The organism is Fertoeibacter niger, assembly GCF_009380135.2.
GTDB classification, from domain to species: domain Bacteria; phylum Pseudomonadota; class Alphaproteobacteria; order Rhodobacterales; family Rhodobacteraceae; genus Fertoeibacter; species Fertoeibacter niger.
This window is the reverse complement of record NZ_WHUT02000005.1, coordinates 134659-154792: the sequence shown is the minus strand read 5'-3', so window position 1 is coordinate 154792 and position 20134 is coordinate 134659. Positions and strand designations below refer to the sequence as shown.

22 protein-coding genes are annotated in these 20134 nt (G+C 65.7%); 8 read left to right on the top strand and 14 right to left on the bottom strand.

Annotated features, from left to right (window positions below):
• Positions 1-13 precede the first annotated feature (13 nt).
• From lysA to argH, 5 genes are all read right to left on the bottom strand, one after another.
• Positions 14-1279, bottom strand: coding sequence for a diaminopimelate decarboxylase (gene lysA, locus GEU84_RS10265; RefSeq protein ID WP_152826103.1), 1266 nt, complete (start codon positions 1277-1279; stop codon positions 14-16).
• Positions 1280-1352: 73 nt separating this feature from the next.
• Positions 1353-2117, bottom strand: coding sequence for a class II aldolase/adducin family protein (locus GEU84_RS10260; RefSeq protein WP_152826101.1), 765 nt, complete (start codon positions 2115-2117; stop codon positions 1353-1355).
• Between the two features lie 67 nt (positions 2118-2184).
• Positions 2185-2502 carry a DUF2834 domain-containing protein gene (locus tag GEU84_RS10255; RefSeq protein ID WP_152826099.1) on the bottom strand — a complete coding sequence of 106 codons (318 nt, stop codon included), beginning with the start codon at positions 2500-2502 and terminating at the stop codon, positions 2185-2187.
• On the bottom strand, positions 2502-2627 hold the full coding sequence (locus tag GEU84_RS21350) for a hypothetical protein (protein WP_277604922.1): 126 nt from the start codon (positions 2625-2627) through the stop codon (positions 2502-2504). The genes GEU84_RS10255 and GEU84_RS21350 overlap by 1 nt, the downstream gene beginning before the upstream one ends.
• A gap of 81 nt (positions 2628-2708) precedes the next feature.
• The gene (gene argH / locus GEU84_RS10250) at positions 2709-4157 is read right to left on the bottom strand and encodes an argininosuccinate lyase (RefSeq protein WP_152826096.1); all 1449 of its coding nucleotides are present in this window, start codon (positions 4155-4157) and stop codon (positions 2709-2711) included.
• Between the two features lie 22 nt (positions 4158-4179).
• Between argH and GEU84_RS10245 the strand changes: the two genes are divergently transcribed.
• On the top strand, positions 4180-4740 hold the full coding sequence (locus tag GEU84_RS10245) for a TlpA family protein disulfide reductase (protein WP_152826094.1): 561 nt from the start codon (positions 4180-4182) through the stop codon (positions 4738-4740).
• Here the strand turns inward: GEU84_RS10245 and GEU84_RS10240 are convergent, their stop codons facing one another.
• Positions 4741-5334: a DNA-3-methyladenine glycosylase I gene (locus GEU84_RS10240; protein ID WP_420899280.1), complete on the bottom strand. Its 594-nt coding sequence runs from the start codon at positions 5332-5334 to the stop codon at positions 4741-4743.
• Between the two features lie 128 nt (positions 5335-5462).
• Here GEU84_RS10240 and GEU84_RS10235 point away from each other — a divergent pair, with 128 nt between their 5' ends.
• The 4 genes from GEU84_RS10235 to yddG all read left to right on the top strand — a co-directional run bounded on the left by GEU84_RS10235 (position 5463) and on the right by yddG (position 9444).
• On the top strand, positions 5463-6302 hold the full coding sequence (locus tag GEU84_RS10235) for an EAL domain-containing protein (protein WP_152826092.1): 840 nt from the start codon (positions 5463-5465) through the stop codon (positions 6300-6302).
• Positions 6303-6421: 119 nt separating this feature from the next.
• Positions 6422-7597 carry an acetyl-CoA C-acetyltransferase gene (locus GEU84_RS10230; RefSeq protein ID WP_152826089.1) on the top strand — a complete coding sequence of 392 codons (1176 nt, stop codon included), beginning with the start codon at positions 6422-6424 and terminating at the stop codon, positions 7595-7597.
• A gap of 96 nt (positions 7598-7693) precedes the next feature.
• Positions 7694-8419: an acetoacetyl-CoA reductase gene (gene phbB, locus GEU84_RS10225; RefSeq protein WP_152826087.1), complete on the top strand. Its 726-nt coding sequence runs from the start codon at positions 7694-7696 to the stop codon at positions 8417-8419.
• Positions 8420-8559: 140 nt separating this feature from the next.
• Positions 8560-9444, top strand: coding sequence for an aromatic amino acid exporter YddG (yddG, locus tag GEU84_RS10220; protein WP_152826085.1), 885 nt, complete (start codon positions 8560-8562; stop codon positions 9442-9444).
• Here the strand turns inward: yddG and GEU84_RS10215 are convergent.
• From GEU84_RS10215 to GEU84_RS10205, 3 genes are all read right to left on the bottom strand, one after another.
• On the bottom strand, positions 9422-9589 hold the full coding sequence (locus GEU84_RS10215; protein ID WP_152826083.1) for a YdcH family protein: 168 nt from the start codon (positions 9587-9589) through the stop codon (positions 9422-9424). The genes yddG and GEU84_RS10215 overlap by 23 nt on opposite strands.
• 103 nt (positions 9590-9692) lie before the next feature.
• Positions 9693-10451 carry a methyltransferase gene (locus tag GEU84_RS10210; protein ID WP_174539758.1) on the bottom strand — a complete coding sequence of 253 codons (759 nt, stop codon included), beginning with the start codon at positions 10449-10451 and terminating at the stop codon, positions 9693-9695.
• Positions 10452-10667 (bottom strand): putative signal transducing protein, encoded by a 216-nt coding sequence (locus tag GEU84_RS10205; RefSeq protein ID WP_152826081.1) that lies wholly within the window; start codon positions 10665-10667, stop codon positions 10452-10454.
• Positions 10668-10722: 55 nt separating this feature from the next.
• Here GEU84_RS10205 and GEU84_RS10200 point away from each other — a divergent pair, with 55 nt between their 5' ends.
• Positions 10723-11724: a polyprenyl synthetase family protein gene (locus GEU84_RS10200; protein ID WP_152826080.1), complete on the top strand. Its 1002-nt coding sequence runs from the start codon at positions 10723-10725 to the stop codon at positions 11722-11724.
• Positions 11725-11812: 88 nt separating this feature from the next.
• Here GEU84_RS10200 and GEU84_RS10195 read toward each other — a convergent pair whose 3' ends face one another.
• From GEU84_RS10195 to GEU84_RS10185, 3 genes are all read right to left on the bottom strand, one after another.
• Entirely contained in the window at positions 11813-12661 is an 849-nt protein-coding gene (locus GEU84_RS10195) for a 4-(cytidine 5'-diphospho)-2-C-methyl-D-erythritol kinase (protein ID WP_152826077.1), read from the bottom strand.
• 10 nt (positions 12662-12671) lie between these two features.
• Complete coding sequence (locus GEU84_RS10190; RefSeq protein ID WP_152826442.1) at positions 12672-14402, bottom strand: tetratricopeptide repeat protein; 1731 nt, start codon at positions 14400-14402, stop codon at positions 12672-12674.
• Between the two features lie 126 nt (positions 14403-14528).
• Entirely contained in the window at positions 14529-16184 is a 1656-nt protein-coding gene (locus tag GEU84_RS10185; protein ID WP_152826075.1) for an electron transfer flavoprotein-ubiquinone oxidoreductase, read from the bottom strand.
• A 274-nt stretch (positions 16185-16458) separates the two neighbouring features.
• Between GEU84_RS10185 and greA the strand changes: the two genes are divergently transcribed.
• Positions 16459-16929 carry a transcription elongation factor GreA gene (gene greA / locus GEU84_RS10180; RefSeq protein WP_152826074.1) on the top strand — a complete coding sequence of 157 codons (471 nt, stop codon included), beginning with the start codon at positions 16459-16461 and terminating at the stop codon, positions 16927-16929.
• 47 nt (positions 16930-16976) lie between these two features.
• The gene (locus tag GEU84_RS10175; protein ID WP_152826072.1) at positions 16977-17981 is read left to right on the top strand and encodes a hypothetical protein; all 1005 of its coding nucleotides are present in this window, start codon (positions 16977-16979) and stop codon (positions 17979-17981) included.
• Between the two features lie 183 nt (positions 17982-18164).
• On the opposite strand, the gene GEU84_RS10170 is transcribed toward GEU84_RS10175, so the two are convergent.
• Entirely contained in the window at positions 18165-18749 is a 585-nt protein-coding gene (locus tag GEU84_RS10170) for a GNAT family N-acetyltransferase (RefSeq protein ID WP_152826070.1), read from the bottom strand.
• A complete protein-coding gene (gene mobB / locus GEU84_RS10165; protein ID WP_152826068.1) occupies positions 18746-20134 on the bottom strand; it encodes a molybdopterin-guanine dinucleotide biosynthesis protein B in 1389 nt (462 codons plus the stop codon). The genes GEU84_RS10170 and mobB overlap by 4 nt, the downstream gene beginning before the upstream one ends.

Here is a 20134-nt window from a genome sequence, read left to right as displayed (position 1 = left end):
CCAAGGCTGTCAGTTACAGCCACTCGGGGATTGTATCGCGGTTCAGGATTTCGTCAAACGTTGGCCGGGCCCGGATGACGGCGAAGTGATCATCCTTGACCAGAACTTCGGGGATCAGCGGCCGCGTGTTGTATTCCGATGCCATCACGGCACCGTAAGCCCCGGCGGAACGGAAGGCCACCAGATCGCCCTCGGCCAGCGGCGTGATCGGGCGGCCCTTGGCAAAGGTGTCGCCGGTTTCGCAGACGGGGCCAACCACGTCATATTCATGGGTCTCGGTGGCCGCCATGGGTTCTGTCACGGGCAGGATGTCGTGATGCGCGCCATACATCGAGGGGCGGACCAGATCGTTCATCGCCGCATCCAGTATCAGGAAATCGCGGCCTTCGCCTTCTTTCACATAGATCACCTTGCTGACCAAAACCCCGGCATTACCGGAGATCAACCGGCCGGGCTCGATCTCGATCTCGCAGCCCAGATGGCCCACGGTGCGCTTGATCAGCGCGCCATATTCCATCGGCAGCGGCGGGGCGGTGTTGGACCGTTCATAGGGGATGCCCAGGCCGCCGCCCAGATCAAGGCGGCGGATATTGTGGCCTTCTGCCCGCAGGCGCGCGGTCAGGTCGGCGACCTTCAGATAGGCCTGCTCGAACGGCTCCAGCTCGGTCAGCTGGCTGCCGATATGCACGTCGATGCCGATCACCTCGATGCCGGGCAGGCTGGCGGCCTCGGCATAGACCGCGCTGGCCCGCGCGATCGGGATGCCGAACTTGTTTTCCTTTTTCCCCGTGGCGATTTTCTCATGCGTGCGGGCATCGACATCGGGGTTCACCCGGATGGTGATGGGGGCCACCACACCCATGGATGCCGCCACTTCCGACAAGGCGCGCAATTCGGGCTCGGATTCCACGTTGAACTGGCGGATGCCGCCTTCCAGCGCCAGCCGCATTTCCTCGCGTGTCTTGCCCACGCCGGAAAACACGATGCGTTCGCCCGGCACGCCCGCCGCCTTGGCCCGACGGTATTCGCCACCCGACACCACATCCATCCCCGCGCCCAGATCGCCCAGCGTTTTCAAGACGGCGATGTTGGACAGCGACTTTATGGCAAAGCACACCATATGCGGCAGGGGCGACAACGCCTCGGTGAACAGTTGATAGTGCCGGGTCAACGTGGCGGTGGAATAGCAGTAGAACGGCGTGCCGACACAGGCGGCAATATCCTCCAGCGCGACACCTTCGGCATGCAACGTGCCGGAACGGTAGAGAAAATGATCCATGACGCGCGCCCTCTGCCAGTCCTCGCTGCGCGGCATAACAGATGCCCCGCCCACTGGCAAAGGGGCGGGCGGGTTACTGCCGGTAGGACGGGTCTTCGGCGTCGAGGATCGCCTTCATGTCACGCAGGAAACTTTCCGCCTGCGAGGGGTAGTTTTCCATGTCATGCGCCACGCTTTCGGCCACCGCATCCGACAGGCGGCGCAGCGGCATGCCGGTTTGCAGCGCGCGGATATAGGTTTCGGCCGACCGTTCGAAATAATACAGCCGGTTCCAGGCATCGGCCACGGATGTGCCGATCACCAGCACGCCATGGCTGCCCATCACCATCACGTTTTTCCGGGGGTCGGTCAGCATGGCGGCGCAGCGGGTGCCCTCATCCTCGAAGGCCAGACCGCCGTAATTTTCATCAATCACCACGCGGTTGAAAAAGGCGGCGGTGTTCTGGTCGATGGGCGGCAGGCGCGAATCGGCCAGGCTGGCCAGCACGGTGGCAAAGATCGAATGCACATGCATCACGCAGCGCGCATGGGGCACAAGCCGATGGATCGAACCATGCAGCCCCCAGGCGGTGGGGTCGGGCGCATTGGGGCGCGACAGAACATCGGGGTCGTCGGCATCCAGCAGCAAAAGGTCGCTGGCGCGCAGCAGCGCGAAATGCCGCTGGTTGGGGTTGATCAGGAACTGCTTGCCATCGTCGCTGACCGCCAGCGAGAAATGGTTGGCCACCGCCTCGTTCATTCCCAGCCGCGCCGTCCAGCGGAAGGCGGCGGCCATGTCAACGCGTTCCTCACTATAGGCCAGATTGTGCCCCTCGCCGTGGCGGATGCCGGTATCCATCTGCGACTCCCCTTTGTGTGGGCAAAGTGTCGGAAGCCGCAGGCGCAGTTGCAAGCGGAATCGGGCGTCAGACCACAGGCCGCGTGCGCAGGAACAGATACAGCGGCAACCCGCATGACACGCCAATGCAGAAGGTGGCCGGAATGGCCACCAGCGCCAGCCAGTTCTTGCGCACCCGCACCTCGGCGATGATCCAGACCGTCAGGGCAATGGCCGCAATCGTCAGATCCCAGGTCAGCCCGGTGGTGGATGCGTTCACATACCACGCGTCGATCAGCCCGCCCAACCCCGTGCCGGTTTCCCGCATGTGGCGCAGGAACCAATACATCGGATGCACCGCACCCCAGACGGCCAGCGCCAGATAGGTGATGCGCAGCGGCGACATCAGAGTTTGGTCGTCACGCCCATGCGCGCCTCGCCAGTGACAGATACGCCGGGGGCGGTGGGGGCGCCGTCAGCGCCGCAGGCGGCGAGGGTGGCAAGGCTCAGCAGGGCAAGAATGCGGATCATCGGTTTTTCCATGGTCTGACAGAGGTTTCCTCACGGCCCAGCCCGGTCACAACGGGCTCGGCACCAGAGGTAGGGTAAAGCTCACATGCTGACAGCAGCAGTAGCAGACAGATCGCGCGGCGCATCAAGAATGTCCTTCCAGCGGCGGATTTGCGCGCGCACCTGGTCCGGAGCGGTGCCACCGTAAGAGGTGCGGCTGCGCACGGAATTCTCTACACCCAACACGGCGAAAACATCGTGACGAATGCCGTCATGCACCGATTGCATCTGTTCCAGCGTCAGGTCGGGCAGGTCGCACCCCTGTTGTTCGGCCATTGCCACCAGAGTGCCCGTGATATGATGCGCATCGCGGAACGGCAGGCCCAGTTCGCGCACCAGCCAGTCGGCCAGATCGGTGGCGGTGGAAAAGCCCGATGCCGCCGCCGCCGCGATGCTGGCACGGTTCGCCGTCATGTCACCCACCATGCCGGTCATTGCGGCAAGCCCCAGCATCAGCGTGTCGGCGGCGTCGAACACCTGTTCCTTGTCTTCCTGCATGTCCTTGGAATAGGTCAGCGGCAGGCCCTTCATCACCGTGAACAGCGCCACCGTGGCCCCCAGAATCCGGCCCATCTTGGCGCGCAGCAGTTCCGCCGCATCGGGGTTTTTCTTCTGCGGCATGATCGACGAACCCGTGGTCCATCTGTCCGACAGCACCACGAACCGGAACTGCGCCGAGGACCAGATCACCAGCTCTTCGGCAAAGCGCGACAGATGCAGCGCGCAGATCGACGAGGCCGACAGGAACTCCAAAGCGAAATCGCGGTCGCTGACCGAATCAAGGCTGTTGGCCGTGGGCCGGTCGAACCCCAGCGCCGCTGCCGTCATGAAACGGTCAATCGGAAACGACGTTCCCGCCAAGGCCGCAGCCCCCAGCGGGCATTCGTTCATCCGTGCGCGGGCATCGCGGAAACGTGACAGATCGCGGCCCAGCATCTCTACATAGGCCATCATGTGGTGGCCCCATGTCACCGGCTGCGCGGTTTGCAGATGGGTAAAGCCCGGCATCACCCAATCGGCCCCGGCCTCTGCCTGCGCCAGAAAGGCCGAAATCAGCGCCTGAATGCCCGAAATCGCCGCATCGCACTGGTCGCGCACCCACAAACGGAAATCCACCGCCACCTGATCGTTGCGCGACCGCGCTGTGTGCAGGCGGCCCGCCGGTGCGCCGATCACCTCTTTCAGCCGCGCTTCGACGTTCATGTGGATGTCTTCCAGATCGACCCGGAACGGGAACACGCCGGTTTCAATCTCTGACAACACCGTGAGCAGGCCTTCCCCGATGGCCTTTGCATCTGTATCGCTCAGGATGCCTGTGGCTGCCAGCATGGCGGCATGGGCGCGTGAGCCTGCAATGTCCTGTGCATATAGTCGCTTGTCAAAGCCGATGGATGCGTTGATCGCCTGCATGATCGCATCCGGCCCGGCGGCGAAACGCCCGCCCCACATGGCGTTGGCGGCGGCAGTCGGGGTGTTCGGGTCTGCGGTCATGGGGAAACCTTCGGAGGGTGAAATGCTGCGTCTGGTTGGTGCCGTGCTTTATACGGCCTTGATGTTCGGTGCAAACGGCGTAGCGGCCCAGACCCTTGCGGCGGCCGATGCGGCCCGCGACGGCGACATGCGCAAGCTTGGCTTTCACGCCGAGGCGCGGGAGCTGCCCGAGGTGGAGCTGCTGGGGCTGGACGACAGCCCGCGCAGCCTGTCAGATTACAAGGGCAAATGGGTGGTGCTGAACTTCTGGGCCACATGGTGCCCGCCCTGCCGCAAGGAAATGCCGGGCCTCGACCGGCTGGAGGCCGAACTGGGCGGTGATGCGCTGGCCGTGGTGACAGTGGCCACGGGCCGCAACGCCGTGCCCGCCATCGAGAAATTCTTTGCCTCGGCCGGGGTCACACATCTGCCCGCGCTGCGCGACCCCACGTCGGAACTGGCGCGCAACATGGGCATCATGGGCCTGCCCGTGACGGTGATTCTGAACCCCGAAGGTGCCGAGGTGGGCCGCCTGATCGGCGACGCCGAATGGGACAGCCCCGAGGCCCGCGCCGTGCTGGGTGCGCTGATGGCGGGGGGCTGATCAGGCCCCCATCGCCGCCACCCGGTCATGCGCGATGCACGTGGTGATATGGTCATTCACCAGCCCGGTGGCCTGCATGAAGGCATAGGTGATCACCGGCCCGCAGAACTTGAACCCTTGTGATTTCAAATCCTTGGCCATGGCCACGGCCACTGGGGTTTGCGCCGGCACCTCGGCCATCGTGGCAAAGCGGTTCTGCAAGGGCCGCCCGTCCAGATGTTTCCACAGAAAGTCCGAAAACCCGCCCGCATCTTCGATGCGCAGCCAGGCCTGGGCATTGCCGATGGTCGCCTCGATCTTGCCCCGGTGCCGGATGATGCCCGGATCGGCCAGCAGGCGCTGCACATCCGCCTCGCCCCAACCTGCGATCACCGCCGGATCAAACCCCCGAAATGCCGCACGAAACGCGTCGCGCTTGCGCAAAATGGTGATCCAGCTCAGCCCCGCCTGAAACCCGTCGAGGATCAGCTTTTCCCACAACGCCCGCCCGTCCCACTCCGGCACGCCCCATTCGGTGTCGTGATAGGCGATATACAGCGGGTCAGTGCCGCACCAGGCACAACGGATGCCGGGCAGATGATCGTGGTGTTCCATGGGCCGGGCCTTTGCGAGCATTGCGAAAAATTAGAACAAAATGCGAATGTTTACCCCGTCTTTACCTCTGTGGCCGCAATCTGTCGATGGTTTTGCGCCGGGGTTCGGTCCGGCACAGGGGGGGGCGCATGGCAGTGAAGGGGGGCAGGCCCAGAGCGGGGCTTCTGGGGGCTGGGGCCAATCCGCTGGCCTATGCCATTTCGGAAAATGACCGGCAGACCATGGCCATGGTGCAGGCGGCCTTGCAGGCCGGGCGACTGCGGCTGGCCTATCAGCCGGTCGTCAGCGGGGCCGACCCCGACAAAGTGGCGTTTCACGAGGCGCTGATTCGCGTTCTGGATGAAACCGGCCGGGTGATTCCCGCCCGCGATTTCATTGATGCGGTGGAGGGGCAGGAACTCGGTCGGCTGATCGACTGCGCGGCGCTTGACATGGGGCTGCGGGCGCTGGCACGCAACCCCGCCCTGCGGCTGTCGGTGAACATGTCGGCCCGGTCCATCGGCTATGCCCGCTGGATGAAAACCCTCAAACGCGGGCTGGCGGCGGGGCCCACCATCGGCGAGCGGCTGATACTGGAAATCACCGAAAGCTCGGCCATGCTGGTGCCCGAACTGGTCATCGCCTTCATGGATGAATTGCAGGCCGAGGGCATTGCCTTTGCGCTGGACGATTTCGGCGCGGGCTATACCGCCTTTCGCTATTTCAAGGATTTCTTCTTTGATATCATCAAGATCGACGGGCAGTTCATTCGCGGCATCCATCGCGACCCCGACAACCAGGTGCTGACCCAGGCCCTGCTGTCGATCGGGCGGCATTTCGACATGTTCACCGTGGCGGAATCGGTGGAAACAGTCGAAGACGCCGAATACCTGCGCGGCATCGGCGTGGGCTGCATGCAGGGCTATCTGTTCGGCGCGCCCACCACCAAACCCGTCTGGGTAGAAGAGGGGGCGCGGATGAGCGCGTGACCCGCCGCATGCGGCGCGCTGCAAAAACCTTGCCATCGGCGGTCCGGGCGCTTAGCCATGCTGCATAGCGGCGGCACGCCACTCTGCCGCCACAGGCCACAGGGAGAGGGACCAAAGCCATGACCAATGTTGTTATCGTCTCGGCGGCACGCACAGCCGTTGGCAGCTTCAACGGGGCCTTCGCGGCCACCCCCGCCCATGATCTTGGCGCTGCGGTGATCGAGGCTGTCGTGGCCCGCGCCGGTGTTGACAAGGCCGAGGTCGAGGAAACCATCCTGGGCCAGGTGCTGACCGCCGGGCAGGGCCAGAACCCGGCCCGTCAGGCGCATATCAAGGCGGGCCTCGCGAAAGAGGCCAGCGCATGGAGCCTCAACCAGGTCTGCGGCTCGGGCCTGCGGGCCGTGGCGCTGGGCGCACAGCACATCCAGCTGGGCGATGCCGCGATGATCATCGCGGGCGGGCAGGAAAACATGTCGCTTTCCCCCCATGTCGCGCATCTGCGCGCCGGGCAGAAGATGGGCGATCTGAACTTCATCGACAGCATGATCCGCGACGGGCTGTGGGATGCGTTCAACGGCTATCACATGGGCCAGACCGCCGAAAACGTGGCAAACCAGTGGCAGATCAGCCGCGATGAGCAGGATGCCTTCGCCGTGGCCAGCCAGAACAAGGCCGAAGCCGCGCAGAAGGCGGGCAAATTCGCCGATGAAATCATCCCCTTCATCATCAAGACCCGCAAGGGTGATGTGACGGTGGATGCCGATGAATACATCCGCCACGGTGCCACGCTGGACGCGATGGCAAAACTGCGCCCGGCCTTTACCAAGGACGGCTCGGTGACGGCGGGCAACGCCTCCGGCCTGAACGATGGCGCGGCGGCCGTGCTGCTGATGACGGCGGACGAGGCGGCCAAGCGTGGCCTGCCGGTGCTGGCGCGCATCGCCTCCTATGCCACCGCGGGGCTCGATCCGTCGATCATGGGTGTGGGCCCGATCCACGCCAGCCGCAAGGCGCTGCAAAAGGCGGGCTGGAACGCCGCCGATCTGGATCTGGTCGAGGCGAACGAGGCTTTTGCCGCGCAGGCCTGCGCCGTCAACAAGGACATGGGCTGGAACCCCGAAATCGTGAACGTGAACGGCGGCGCGATTGCCATCGGCCACCCGATCGGCGCCTCGGGCGCGCGCATCCTGAACACATTGCTGTTCGAAATGGCCCGGCGCGATGCGAAAAAGGGCCTTGCCACCCTGTGCATCGGCGGCGGCATGGGCGTGGCCATGTGTCTGGAACGCGCCTGATCATTTCGCTGTTGCAGAAAGCGGGCGCAATATTATTGCGCCCGCTTTTTCATTTGGATAACACTATTTCAAGAAACGCCTGACGGAGGAGGAATCATGTCAAAAGTTGCATTGGTCACCGGGGGGTCGCGTGGCATCGGCGCGGCCATTTCCATTGCCTTGAAGGACGCGGGCTATACCGTAGCCGCGAACTATGCGGGCAATGAAGAGGCTGCGGCCAAGTTTACCGCCGAGACAGGCATTCCCACCTACAAATGGTCGGTCGCCGATTATGACGCCTGCGTCGCCGGGATCAAACAGGTCGAGGCCGATCTGGGCCCGGTCGCCATTCTGGTGAACAACGCGGGCATCACCCGCGACGCCATGTTCCACAAGATGACGCCGACCATGTGGAAAGACGTGATCGACACCAACCTGACGGGTCTGTTCAACATGACACATCCGCTGTGGTCGGGCCTGCGTGACCGGAAATTCGGGCGGGTGATCAACATCTCCTCGATCAACGGGCAAAAGGGGCAGGCGGGGCAGGCGAATTATTCGGCGGCAAAGTCGGGCGATCTGGGGTTCACCAAGGCGCTGGCGGCCGAGGGCGCGCGGGCGGGAATCACCGTGAACGCGATTTGCCCAGGTTATATCGGCACGGAAATGGTGCGCGCGATTGATGAAAAAGTGCTGAACGAACGCATCATTCCGCAAATTCCGGTCGGCCGTCTGGGCGAGCCGGAAGAAATCGCGCGCTGCGTGGTGTTCCTGGCCTCGGACGATGCGGGGTTCATCACCGGATCGACGCTGAGTGCCAACGGCGGGCAGTTCGTGGTCTGATTGCGGCCACATGACTGGAAAGGCCCGCGTTTTGCGGGCCTTTTTCTTTGATGCGCGCCGGGCTACACCCCGTCGAAAGCCGCAAGGATTCTGGAAGTCCCTGCACATTCCGTCGAAGCAATCTGGCAAGGGACACGCCGATGTCGCAACACCGGGCCACGGCCATCGGGTTTACCGCCGTGCTGATGTGGGCGCTGCTGGCGCTGCTGACGGTGGGCACAGCCCCGGTGCCGCCGTTTCTGCTGAACGCGCTGTGTTTTGGCATTGGCGGGGCGCTGGGGCTGATCTGGGTCTGGCGTGGGGCGGGGTTCGGCGTGCTGCGCGCGGTGCCGCTGCGGGTCTATGCCTTTGGCACGGCGGGGCTTTTTGGCTATCACTTTCTTTATTTCAGCGCGCTGCGCATGGCGCCGCCTGCCGAAGCCGGGCTGATCGCCTATCTGTGGCCGCTGTTCATCGTGCTGTTGTCTGGCCTGCTGCCGGGCGAGCGTTTGCGGCCCTTGCATATCATCGGCGCGCTGCTGGCCTTTGCCGGCGCGGCCTTGATCGTGCTGCGCGGCCCGGCGGCTTTTGCCGCCGACACGCTGCCGGGGCTGGCGCTGGCATTCCTCTGCGCGGTGACATGGGCGGTGTATTCCGTGCTGTCGCGGCGGCTGGGTGCCGTGCCGACCGAGACGGTGGCCGTGTTCTGCATTGCAACAGCGCTGCTTTCGGCACTGGCGCATCTGGCGCTGGAAAGCACGGTCTGGCCCATCGGCGCGGCGGGCTGGCTTGCGGTGATCGGCCTGGGCCTTGGCCCGGTGGGCCTGGCGTTTTTCACCTGGGATATCGGGATGAAGCGCGGCAACATCCAGTTGCTTGGGGTTGCGTCCTATGCCGCACCGCTGCTGTCAACCTTGGCGCTGGTGCTGGCGGGCATAGCCGAGGCGCGGGGCACGCTGCTGATCGCGGCGGCGCTGATCGCGGGGGGGGCGGCGCTGGCGGCTTTCGCCAGCGCCCGAAGGGTCACGCCTGCATCAGGCGGTTGATCTCTTCCTTCAGCCTCAGTTTCTGTTTCTTCATCTCGGCGATCTTCGTGGCATCCGTGGCGGGGCGCCGCTGTGCCTTCTCGACAGTCTCGGAAAGCACTTCATGCTTGCGGCGCAGTTCCTGCAGGTGCGAAGCAATCGTCATTCTTATCCTCCTGTGATGATACCGAATGTAACGATTGCATCACAGAACCCGAGTCGTGTCACGCATTCTCGGGCAGGCCCGGCGGGCCAATGCCGAAAATGCGCTACAACCCTGACGGGAAGCTGCCGCCATCGCGCAGAATTTGGGCGGCGGCGGATGAATAGCTGTCCCGATCACCGTCATGGGAATTGCCATCATGCAGCACGAAGGGCGCCAGCAGCCGGAAGGCCGCGCGCCCGCCCTTGCGCCCTTGCACGATCACCCGCCCCGCCGCCCGCCCGGCCCGCGACGCCAGCGGCAGCACTGCCAGCGACCCTAGACGCGGCGCACAACCGGCCAGCACATCGGGCAGACGGTCGGCCCCGATGATCAGCGTCATATGCCCGCCGGGGTGCAGCCGGCGGATGGCGGCATCGACCCAGACGGCCAGCGGTGTCGCCTCGCGCTGCGCCGTCTCGCGCCCGGCATCGGCCGCCGCCGTGCCCCCCCCGGCGGTGAAATAGGGCGGGTTCAGCATCACATGATCGAAGGGGCGTCGCAGATCGGCGGGCATCGCGGCCAGATCGCCCTCCACCACCTCCAGCGCCAGCGCATTGCGCGCGGCATTCATCCGCGCCAGTGCGGCATAGGCGGGTTGCAGTTCCAGCCCCGCCTGCGCCAGCCCTGAGACGCGAAGGCCGAGACAGAGGCTGGCCACCCCGGCGCCGCAGCCCAGTTCCAGCACCGATTGCCGTGCCCGCGCGGGCACGGCGGCGGCCAGCAGCACCGGGTCGGTCGCGGCGCGGTAGCCTGCGCGCGGTTGCCAGATCCGCAGCCGCCCGTCCAGAAACCCGTCATCCGTCAACTCATCCGGGCCAAACACCTAAAGCCCCGTGGCAATGTCATTGTCAGTCAGCACGATCCGCGCGCGGAACAGATCGGCATCCCGCACCATCAGGCGGCGGGGAAACAGCCCGATGCCACCTTCGAGGATGCTCATGTGGACGTCCACCGCAAAGGCCTCTATATCCTCGCCTTGGAGGAGCGCTGTGGCAAACGCGATGACCGTCGGGTCGGAGGTGCGCAGAAGCTCTTTCATGCTGGGGACATAGTCGGCAAACAGGGCGTTTGTCGAGCATTCTGACAGGGGTGTGATGGGCTTGGACGCGCTTTCGCAAAAGCCGCATGACCGGCTGGCCGACTGGCTGGCCGATGACATGGTGGCGGTGAACCTGCTGATCCGTGACCGGATGGCGTCGGAACATGCGCCGCGTATCCCCGAGGTGACGGCGCATCTGGTGGAGGCGGGGGGCAAGCGTCTGCGCCCCATGCTGACGCTGGCAGCGGCGCGGCTGTGCGGCTATGGCGGCCCGTTCCATGTGCATCTGGCGGCTACGGTCGAATTCATCCACACCGCCACGCTGCTGCATGACGATGTGGTGGATGAAAGCGAGCGCAGGCGGGGGCGGCCCACGGCCAACCTGTTGTGGGACAACAAATCATCGGTGTTGGTGGGCGATTATCTGTTCGCGCGCAGCTTTCAGCTGATGGTGGAAACGGGCCGGATCGAGGTGCTGGGCATCCTGGCCAACGCATCGGCCACGATTGCCGAGGGCGAGGTGCTGCAACTGACGGCGGCGCAGGATCTGGCGACCACCGAGGCAGTCTATCTGCAGGTGGTGCGCGGCAAGACGGCGGCATTGTTTGCGGCAGCGTGTGAGGTGGGCGGGGTTATCGCCGATGCGCCCGTGGGGCATATCGACGCGCTGCGCGACTTTGGCGACGCCTTGGGCATCGCCTTTCAGATTGTCGATGATCTGCTGGATTACGGCGGGTCGGATGCCAGCATCGGCAAGAACACCGGCGATGATTTCCGCGAACGCAAGCTGACCTTGCCGGTGATCAAGGCGGTGGCGCTGGCCGATGCAGAAGAGCGCGCCTTCTGGGAACGGGTGATCGAACAGGGCGACCAGCGCGAGGGTGATCTGGCCCGCGCGCAGGCGATCATGGCGCGGCACGGCACGATGGCAGCGGCACGGGACGAGGCGCTGGCATGGGCCGCCCGCGCCCGTGCCGCCATCACGCTGCTGCCCGACCATCCCTTGCGCGCCATGCTGGATGATCTGGCGGGCTATGTGGTGGCGCGGATTTCCTGATTTTCGGGGCAGAGGCGGCAATCGGCCCCGGCCGGACACTCGTCCAACACCCCGCGCAGATGGCCCGTCAGGGCAGATGAGCAGCCGTTCATGGTCGCAGCGCACCTGCCGCCACCCACCAGCCCGGTTGGGCCGCCTGCAACGCCGTCTCGGCGGCCAAGGCGGCGCGTTCATCCGCGAACAAGCCAAAGCAAGTAGCCCCCGACCCTGACATCCGCGCGATCAGGCAACCGGGTTGCGCGGCCAACGCCGCCTTGCAACCGTCAATCACCGGGGCAATCTGTATGGCAGGGGGTTCCAGATCATTGCGCTGCGCGTTCAGGAAACCGGCCAGCGCCGCCAGCGTGCCGAACTGCGGCAGAACACCGGGCATCGGCGCGTTGTCACGCCGCGCCAATGCGCGGAACACCGCAGGCGTGGGTACCGCCACCCCGGGGTTGGCCAGCACCAGCCAGCCTGCAGGCAAGGGATGGGCCAGCGGCTCCAGCCCCTCGCCCACGCCGGTCATCCGCACCGGGCGGCCCGCAAGGCACACCGGCACATCGGCCCCCAGCGCCAGCACATCCGCCGCGGCGGGCAGGGCGCAGCCCCGGGCCGCCGCACAGGCGCGCACTGCCGCCGCCGCATCCGCCGACCCGCCACCGATGCCCGACGCCACCGGCAGCCGCTTTTCCAGCGTGAAAGACCCGCCCGCCCCCATCAGCCGCGCCGCCCGCAGCACCAGATTGTCATCGCTGACGGGCAGGGCCGCCGCCTGTGGCCCGGTGATCGCCAGCGTCAGCCGGTCTGCCGGGGCCAGATGCACCCAGTCGCCCACATCGGCAAACACCACCAGACTGTCGAGCAGGTGATACCCATCCGCCCGCTGCCCTGTGACATGCAGCGTCAGGTTGATCTTGGCGGGGGCAAAGACCGCAACAGGGCCGGGATCAGGCATAAGCCGTCACTCAGCCGCCATTGTCTTCGGTCGCGTCGTCTTCGGTCACGTCCACGGCCACGGGCTCCAGCCCTTCCTCGGCTCGCACCGCATCCAGCCCGACATCCAGCTTCTTGCGGATGCGGGTGGCTTCGGCCTCGGTCGGCTCGAACGACAATGCGCGCCGCCACTGGAACTGCGCCTCCAGCCGCCGCCCCACGGCCCAGTAAACATCGCCCAGATGGTCGGTCACAACCGGATCAACCGGTTCCAGCACCGAAGCCCGTTCCATCGGCGCTACCGAATCCGCATAGCGGCCCAACTGGAAATAGGCCCAGGCCAGACTGTCCTGAATGTATCCGGCATCGGGGCGGGCGGCCACGGCGCGCTCGATCATCGCCAAAGCCTCGTCCAGATTCTCGCCCTTTTCAACGAAACTGTAGCCCAGATAGTTCAGCACCTGCGGCTGGTCGGGCTCCAGCTCCAGCGCGCGGCGGAAATCGGCCTCGGCCTCGGGCCATTGCTTTTGCCGCTCATGTGCGATGCCCCGGCTGTAGAACACCGACCAGTGCTGCCGTTGCGGCGTGCCGATGCGGGCAATCGCCAGATCATAGGCCGCCGCCGCCTCGGCATAGCGTTCCTCGCGGCGCAGCATGTCGCCCAGCGCCAGATGCACCGTCATCAGATCGCCATGGCTGCGGGTCAGGGCTTGCAGCACCTCCAGCGCGGCTTCGGTCTTGCCGCTGGCGCGCAGCGCTTCGGCCCGGCCGATCTCGGCCACATGAAAGGCCGGGTCGGCGGGCGGGATCGCGGCATAGGTTTCCGCCGCCAGATCATGCTGGCCCTGCGCCGACAACAGCCCCGCAGACAGCAGCAGCGCCTCGGTATGGTCGGGGCGCAAATGGGCCGCCACGCGGGCGTAAAGCAGGGTATAGCCATCCTCCGCCTCGCCGTTCAGCGCGGTGGCCAGCGTAAAGAACACCTCGGCCAGACCATCGGTTGCGTTGACCGCCACGTCATAAGGCAGCGTCTCGCCCGCCCGCAGACGGGCGCGCAACGCGTCTATCCCCGGATCCTGCTGATTGCCAAAGGCTTGATCCAGCACGGCAATCGCCTGATCGTTCCGCTCCAGCTGGCTGAGGATCTGCGCATGCGCCACAGTGCCGCGCCGCATCACGCGCAACGCCCCACCCTCGCGCCCCGACAGGATCGCATCCGCTCCTTCGAAATCGCCCACCGAGGCCAGCGCCAGCGCCTTGTGGTAAAGGCCGAACGCCTCCATCCCGTCGGTCGCGGCCAAAGTGTCAAACCCCGACAGCGCCTCTGACATCCGCCCGGTGCCCAGTTCGGCCCAGGCCGCCACTAGCCCGTCGATCAGCAGCCCGATACCGCGCCCCGCCGCGCCATCTTCCAGCAGCCCCGCAAAATCGCCGCGCTTGGCCTGATCGGCCAGCAGCGCGATGATAGCCGGCTGGCTTTCGCCGCCAGCACCTGCCAGCTCCGCCGCAATCGCCGCAGCCGGTTCGATCTCGCCCAGGGCGATGCGCGAGATGATGGCCGATTCCATCAGCCCCAGGTTGCCCGGGTCAGACAGCAGCGCACGGGTGAACCACATGCCTGCCGCGCGGTAATCGCTGCCAGCCCCCGCGATCCGTCCCGCCAGATAGGCCCCGGCATCGGGATCAGCCGCCGCGCGCTGCGGCAGCACCAGCGCCGCCGCCAGCAGCAGCGCCAGCACGGGTTGGGTCACGGTTTTCGGCATCGGCATCGGATCAGCGCCTCCCACTGCGTTTCCACCAACCTAGTCGCGCCCGGCGGGTATGACAATCATACTGCCCCCGTTCACGCAAAGGTGCGCCCGCGTGCCGCGTGAATGCCGCCGGAATGGTCACATATTGGGGTAATTCGGCCCGTCGCCGCCCTGCGGCGTTTTCCAGACGATGTTCTGTGACGGATCCTTGATGTCGCAAGTCTTGCAATGCACGCAGTTCTGGAAGTTGATCACGAAGCGCGGATCCTTGCCGTCTTCCACCACCACCTCATACACCCCCGCCGGGCAATAGCGTTGCGCAGGCTCGGCATATTTCGGCAGGTTCACCGCGATCGGCACCGACGCATCGCGCAGCGTCAGATGCGCGGGCTGGCTTTCCTCGTGGTTGGTAAAGCTGAAGGCCACATTGGTCAGCCGGTCGAATGACAGCACGCCATCGGGTTTCGGATAGGTGATCGGTGCGAAATCCTTGGCCAGCCCGGTCGCCGCCGCATCCGACTTGCCATGTTTCAGCGTGCCGAACAGCGACAGGCCGAACAGGCTGTTCGTCCACATGTCGATGCCGCCGCCCATCAAGGATGCGACAAGCCCGTATTTCGACCACAAGGGTTTGACGTTGCGCACTTTTTTCAGGTCAGCCGCAATCGGCCCGCTGCGCACGTCATCCTCATAGGCTGTCAGCTCATCGCCCTGCCGCCCTGTCTTGATGGCCTCGAACGCCGCCTCGGCAGCCGCCTTGCCCGACAGCATCGCGTTGTGGTTGCCCTTGATGCGCGGCACGTTCACCAGCCCCGCCGAACAGCCCAGCAGCGCACCACCCGGAAACACCATCTTGGGGATCGACTGCCAGCCACCCTCGGAAATCGCCCGCGCGCCATAAGCCACGCGCTTGCCGCCCTTCAGCAGATCGGCCACCATCGGGTGATGCTTGAACCGCTGAAACTCCATATACGGGTAAAGGTGCGGGTTTTCGTAGTTCAGGTGCACCACGAAACCCACATAGACCTGATTGTTTTCAAGGTGATAGATGAAGCTTCCACCGCCTGCGTTCGACCCCAGCGGCCAGCCCATCGTATGCGTCACCGTCCCAAGGCGGTGCTTGGCGGGGTCAATCTCCCAGATTTCCTTCATGCCAAGGCCGAATTTCTGCGGGCAATGGCCTTTCGACAGGTCATAGCGCGCCATCACCTCTTTGGCCAAAGACCCGCGCACGCCTTCCGACAGGAACACATATTTGCCCAGCAGTTCCATCCCGGGCTCGTAGTTGGCACCCATCGACCCGTCGGCCTCGCGCCCGAATTCGCCCGCGATGACGCCCTTCACTTCGCCCGCATCGCCGTAAACCAGCTGCGACGCCGCCATGCCCGGGAAAATCTCCACCCCCAGCGCCTCGGCCTGTTCGGCCATCCAGCGGCAGACATTGCCCATCGACACGATGTAATTGCCGTGGTTGTCCATCAAGGGCGGCATCGGGAAATTCGGGATGCGCAGCTTGCCCGCAGGCCCCAGCAGAAAGAAGTTGTCCTCGACAACCTCGGTCGTGATCGGCGCACCCCGTTCCTTCCAGTCCGGTATCAGCGCATCCAGACCCACGGTATCCAGCACGGCACCGGAAAGGATATGCGCGCCAACCTCGGATCCCTTTTCCAGCACCACAACGTTCAGATCGGCGTCCAGCTGTTTCAGGCGGATGGCCGCCGACAGGCCCGCAGGCCCCGCGCCCACGATCACAACGTCAAATTCCATCGATTCGCGGCTGATCTCTTCGGTCATGACGGTCCTTCCGGCGGCTTGGGCAAAGGAACCCGGGCTTTTGTCTGGCAAGGGGTTTGCCGCAAGGGCAGGGCAAGGTCAACCGTGACGCAACATCACGCCGCCGCAATGCGGCATCGCCGCAAGGATGTTACCCGGCCGGATGCGCCGTGCCTGGCGCCCTTGGCATTCCGCTTGCAATTTCCGCGCCAGTCGGTTCAGGGTGCGGAAATGAACGACGCGCAAGGTCACTGCCCGCCCGGGCCGTGGCTTTGTCTTTTGCGGGTGGACCACGATGGAAAAGATACCGATGACGCGCGCGGGCCATACCGCGCTGGACGAAGAACTGAAGGTTCTGAAATCCATTGAACGCCCCGCGGTGATCCGTGCGATCGCCGAGGCGCGCGAACATGGCGACCTGTCGGAAAACGCCGAATATCACGCCGCCCGCGAAAAGCAGAGCTTCATCGAAGGCCGCATCAAGGAACTTGAGGCGATGCTGTCGCTGGCCGAGGTGATCGACCCCGCCAAACTGTCGGGAGCCATCAAGTTCGGCGCGACCGTGGCGCTGGTGGACGAAGACACCGGCGAGGAAAAAACCTATCAGATCGTGGGCGAGGCCGAGGCCGATATCGAAAACGGCCTGTTGAACATCCGCTCGCCGCTGGCGCGCGCCCTGATCGGCAAGGACGAAGGCGACTCGGTCGATGTGAAAACACCGGGCGGCCAGCGCAGCTATGAAGTGCTCAGCATCCGCTACATCTGACGAGCGCGCGGCACAGCATCGCCGCGCAGAAAGAACGGGAGTTTGCCATGGCAGACCCGCAGCACAAACCTTTTGAGCCGGGGCTTTCCGGGCCCGCAGAGGCCGGCTTTGGCTTGGCCGAAGTGCTTGGCCTGGCCCTTGGCCTTGTCTGGGTGGCGGCTGTGCTGGCCTTTGCCCTTGGCGGCACCGTGCTGGCCGGGCAGGGCCTGCTGGCGACGCTGCTGGTTCTGGTGTTGCCGCTGGCGCTGATCGGCGTGGCACTGGCCAGCCTGCGCGCCATCCGCAGCCTGCGGCACGAGACGGCCCGGCTGCATGCGGCGGTCGAGGCGATGCGCAACGCCATTGTTGCCAGCCAGCAGGCGCAGGGCGCGCGCCCCTCGGTCGAGCAGAAGCTGGATGAAATCGCCGCCGCACAGCGCAACACCGAAACCGTGCTGGCCACCTTCACCTCACGCCGCGACCCGGCGCTGTCGGTGGCCTCGGCCGACCGCAAGACCGTGCTGGCGCTGCCCGCGCCGCCCGCCCCGGGCGATGACCAGCCCGCGCTGGCGCTGGGCACCCCCGCCGAGGATGCCCGCGCGCCGCTGTCGGTGGCCGATTTCATCCGCGCGCTGCATTTTCCCGAAAGCCCCGATGACAAGGCCGGTTTCCGCGCCCTGCGTCTGGCGCTGGAAGACCGCAACATGGCCAAGCTGATCCGCGCCGCGCAGGATGTGCTGACCCTGCTCAGCCAGGAGGGCATCTATATGGATGACCTGAAACCCGATCGCGCCCGCCCCGAGATCTGGCGCAAGTTCGCGGCAGGCGAGCGGGGCCGCGGCGTGGCGGCACTGGGTGGCGTGCGCGACCGTTCCTCGCTGGCGCTGACCGCCGGGCGGATGCGCGAAGACCCGGTGTTCCGCGATGCTGCCCACCATTTCCTGCGCACCTTCGACCGCACTTTCGCGGCCTTCGAGAAAAACGCCAGCGACGCCGACCTGGCCGAACTGGCCGACACCCGCACGGCACGGGCCTTCATGCTGTTCGGCCGGGTGACGGGCACGTTTGACTGAGCGGGGCCGAGCCGCCCCCGGGGGCATCGAGCCCGCTCTTGCGGCGTTGCCACGGGTCATTCTGCCGCTGCCGCAGGTTCACCTGCACTATTTTCTGTCTCTAAGTATCCCCGCCGGAGGCCTCAGCGATCAGCCGTTGCAGGCCTCCGGCGGGGATGTTTCCGCCAGGATGAAAGCGCAGCGTCAGCCCAGTTGCCGCACCATCGTTGTGGCCGCGGCAAATCCGAAGACATGGCGCAGCGGGCCCAGCCGCTGTGTGCCGGTCACGACAAAGCCGTTGCGTTCATAAAGCGCCCTTGCCCGCCAGTTGGTGTCGATCACATCCAGCCGCACCCCCGGATAGCCGCGCTGCCGGGCCTCGGCGCAGATTGCGGCCAGCAGCGCCGTACCGATGCCGGTGCTGCGCGCGCTGCGGTCCACGCAAATGCCGTCCAGCAGCAGATGGGTGTTGTCGATCTCGCGTTGCAGGCACCACAGCAGCGCGCTGCGCCACAGGGCACCCGGCAGGCCATAAACCGCACGCAAGTCGTCAAACCCGCCACCTGCAAACGCCCCTTGCCAGGTCTTGAACCCGGCCAGCCCCAGCAGCCGGTCGCCCTCCAGCGCCACAATGGCATGGTCGGGGCGGATCACCCGCATCAGATAGGCCAGCGCGCGGGGTTCCGGCCCCATCACTTGGTTCAGCTTGCCACCGAAGGCCTGCCAGTAAAGCTGCGCCGCAGCCCGGCGGTGCTGCGGCGGCAGGCCCAGAACCAGCCGCAGGCTCATGCCAGCGCCTCCAGCAGCAGCGCCGCGTGGCCAGCGCCCAGTATCCAGCCCTCATCGCTGCGCCCGGGCCAGTCGGGCACAGCGGCCAACAGCCGGGGCAGGGTGCCACGTTGCGACAGCCGCAGCAGGGCACAGGCCAGCAGGCGCACCTGTGCCGCGTCCTTGATCATGCCCTGTGCCACGGCGCGCGCCACCGCAGGGTCGATCAGCGAGGGGTAGATTTCGGCCAGCACCAGCGGGCCTTCCGGGGCTTCGAACGGCCAGACACGCGGGCCGAACCGCTGCCGCAGCCGGGCCAGCATCGGCAGGCCCATCAGCGCCTGCGACCCCACCGAGCCGGTGGTGTAGAGTTTCCAGACCGGGCTGGCCCGCGGGATGACCGTTTCCACCCGGCGGCGTTCCGTCAGGCCAAGGGCGGGGTAATCGGCGGTTTTCCTGTCAGGCAGATGTGGCAGGGCCAGACCTGCCGGGCGGCCCCAGAATGGCCCGGGGGCGGCGAAACGCGCGTTGATCGCCTCGGCCAGCGCAAAGCGGTTGTTGGCATTCGCCGGCCCGTCCTGCACCCGTTCCGCCAACCAGTCCCACAGGGCAAAGGCCCTTGGCTGCTGTGGGTCGGCAACCTGCCCGGTGATGGCCTGCGCGGCACCCTCAGGATACCCCAAAGGAAAATCGAAACCCGCCAGCACGCGGCGGCCCGCCGCAGCCTCGGTGGCCAGCAGTTCGGTCAGGTGGCGTTCGGCGTCAGCGCGGGTGCGGTGGTAGCTGGCGGTTTCGCCATCTGCCCGGGCGCAGCCGATCCATATGGCATCCGCCGAAGGTCTGCCGGGCGATGGCGTGGTCGAGGCTGACCAATCCACCACCACCACCGTATCGAAAGCCCCCGGCGCGCGCTTTGCCAGCCCGCAATCGGCCAGAATGAACCGCGCCACCGCCACCGCATCGTTCAGATCCAGCACCGGCACGGGCAGGGGCGGCAGCGCAGCATCCGTCGCCACCGCACGCACCAACGGGTCGCCGGGCTGGATCAGCGTATGGCCCGTCTCCGCCCGGAACACCTCGATCTTGCGGTGGCTGTCGCGCTTGTAGCCCTCGACCAGCACCAGATCCACCGGGGCCAGCCGCGCCAGCACCTCTGCCAGATCAGGCTCGGCCCCCCGGTGTTCGCGCATCAGGGCAAAGCGGTGGGCCGAAGCCAGCACCACCTCTGCCGCACCCGCTGCGCGGTGGCGGTAGGTATCCTTGCCGGGCTGATCCAGATCGACATCGTGATGCACATGTTTCACGGTTGAAACGGTAAACCCGCGCCGGGTGATCTCGGCCACCAGACGCTCCATCAGCCCGGTCTTGCCCGCGTTTTTCCAGCCGATGATGCCGTAGACCTGCAT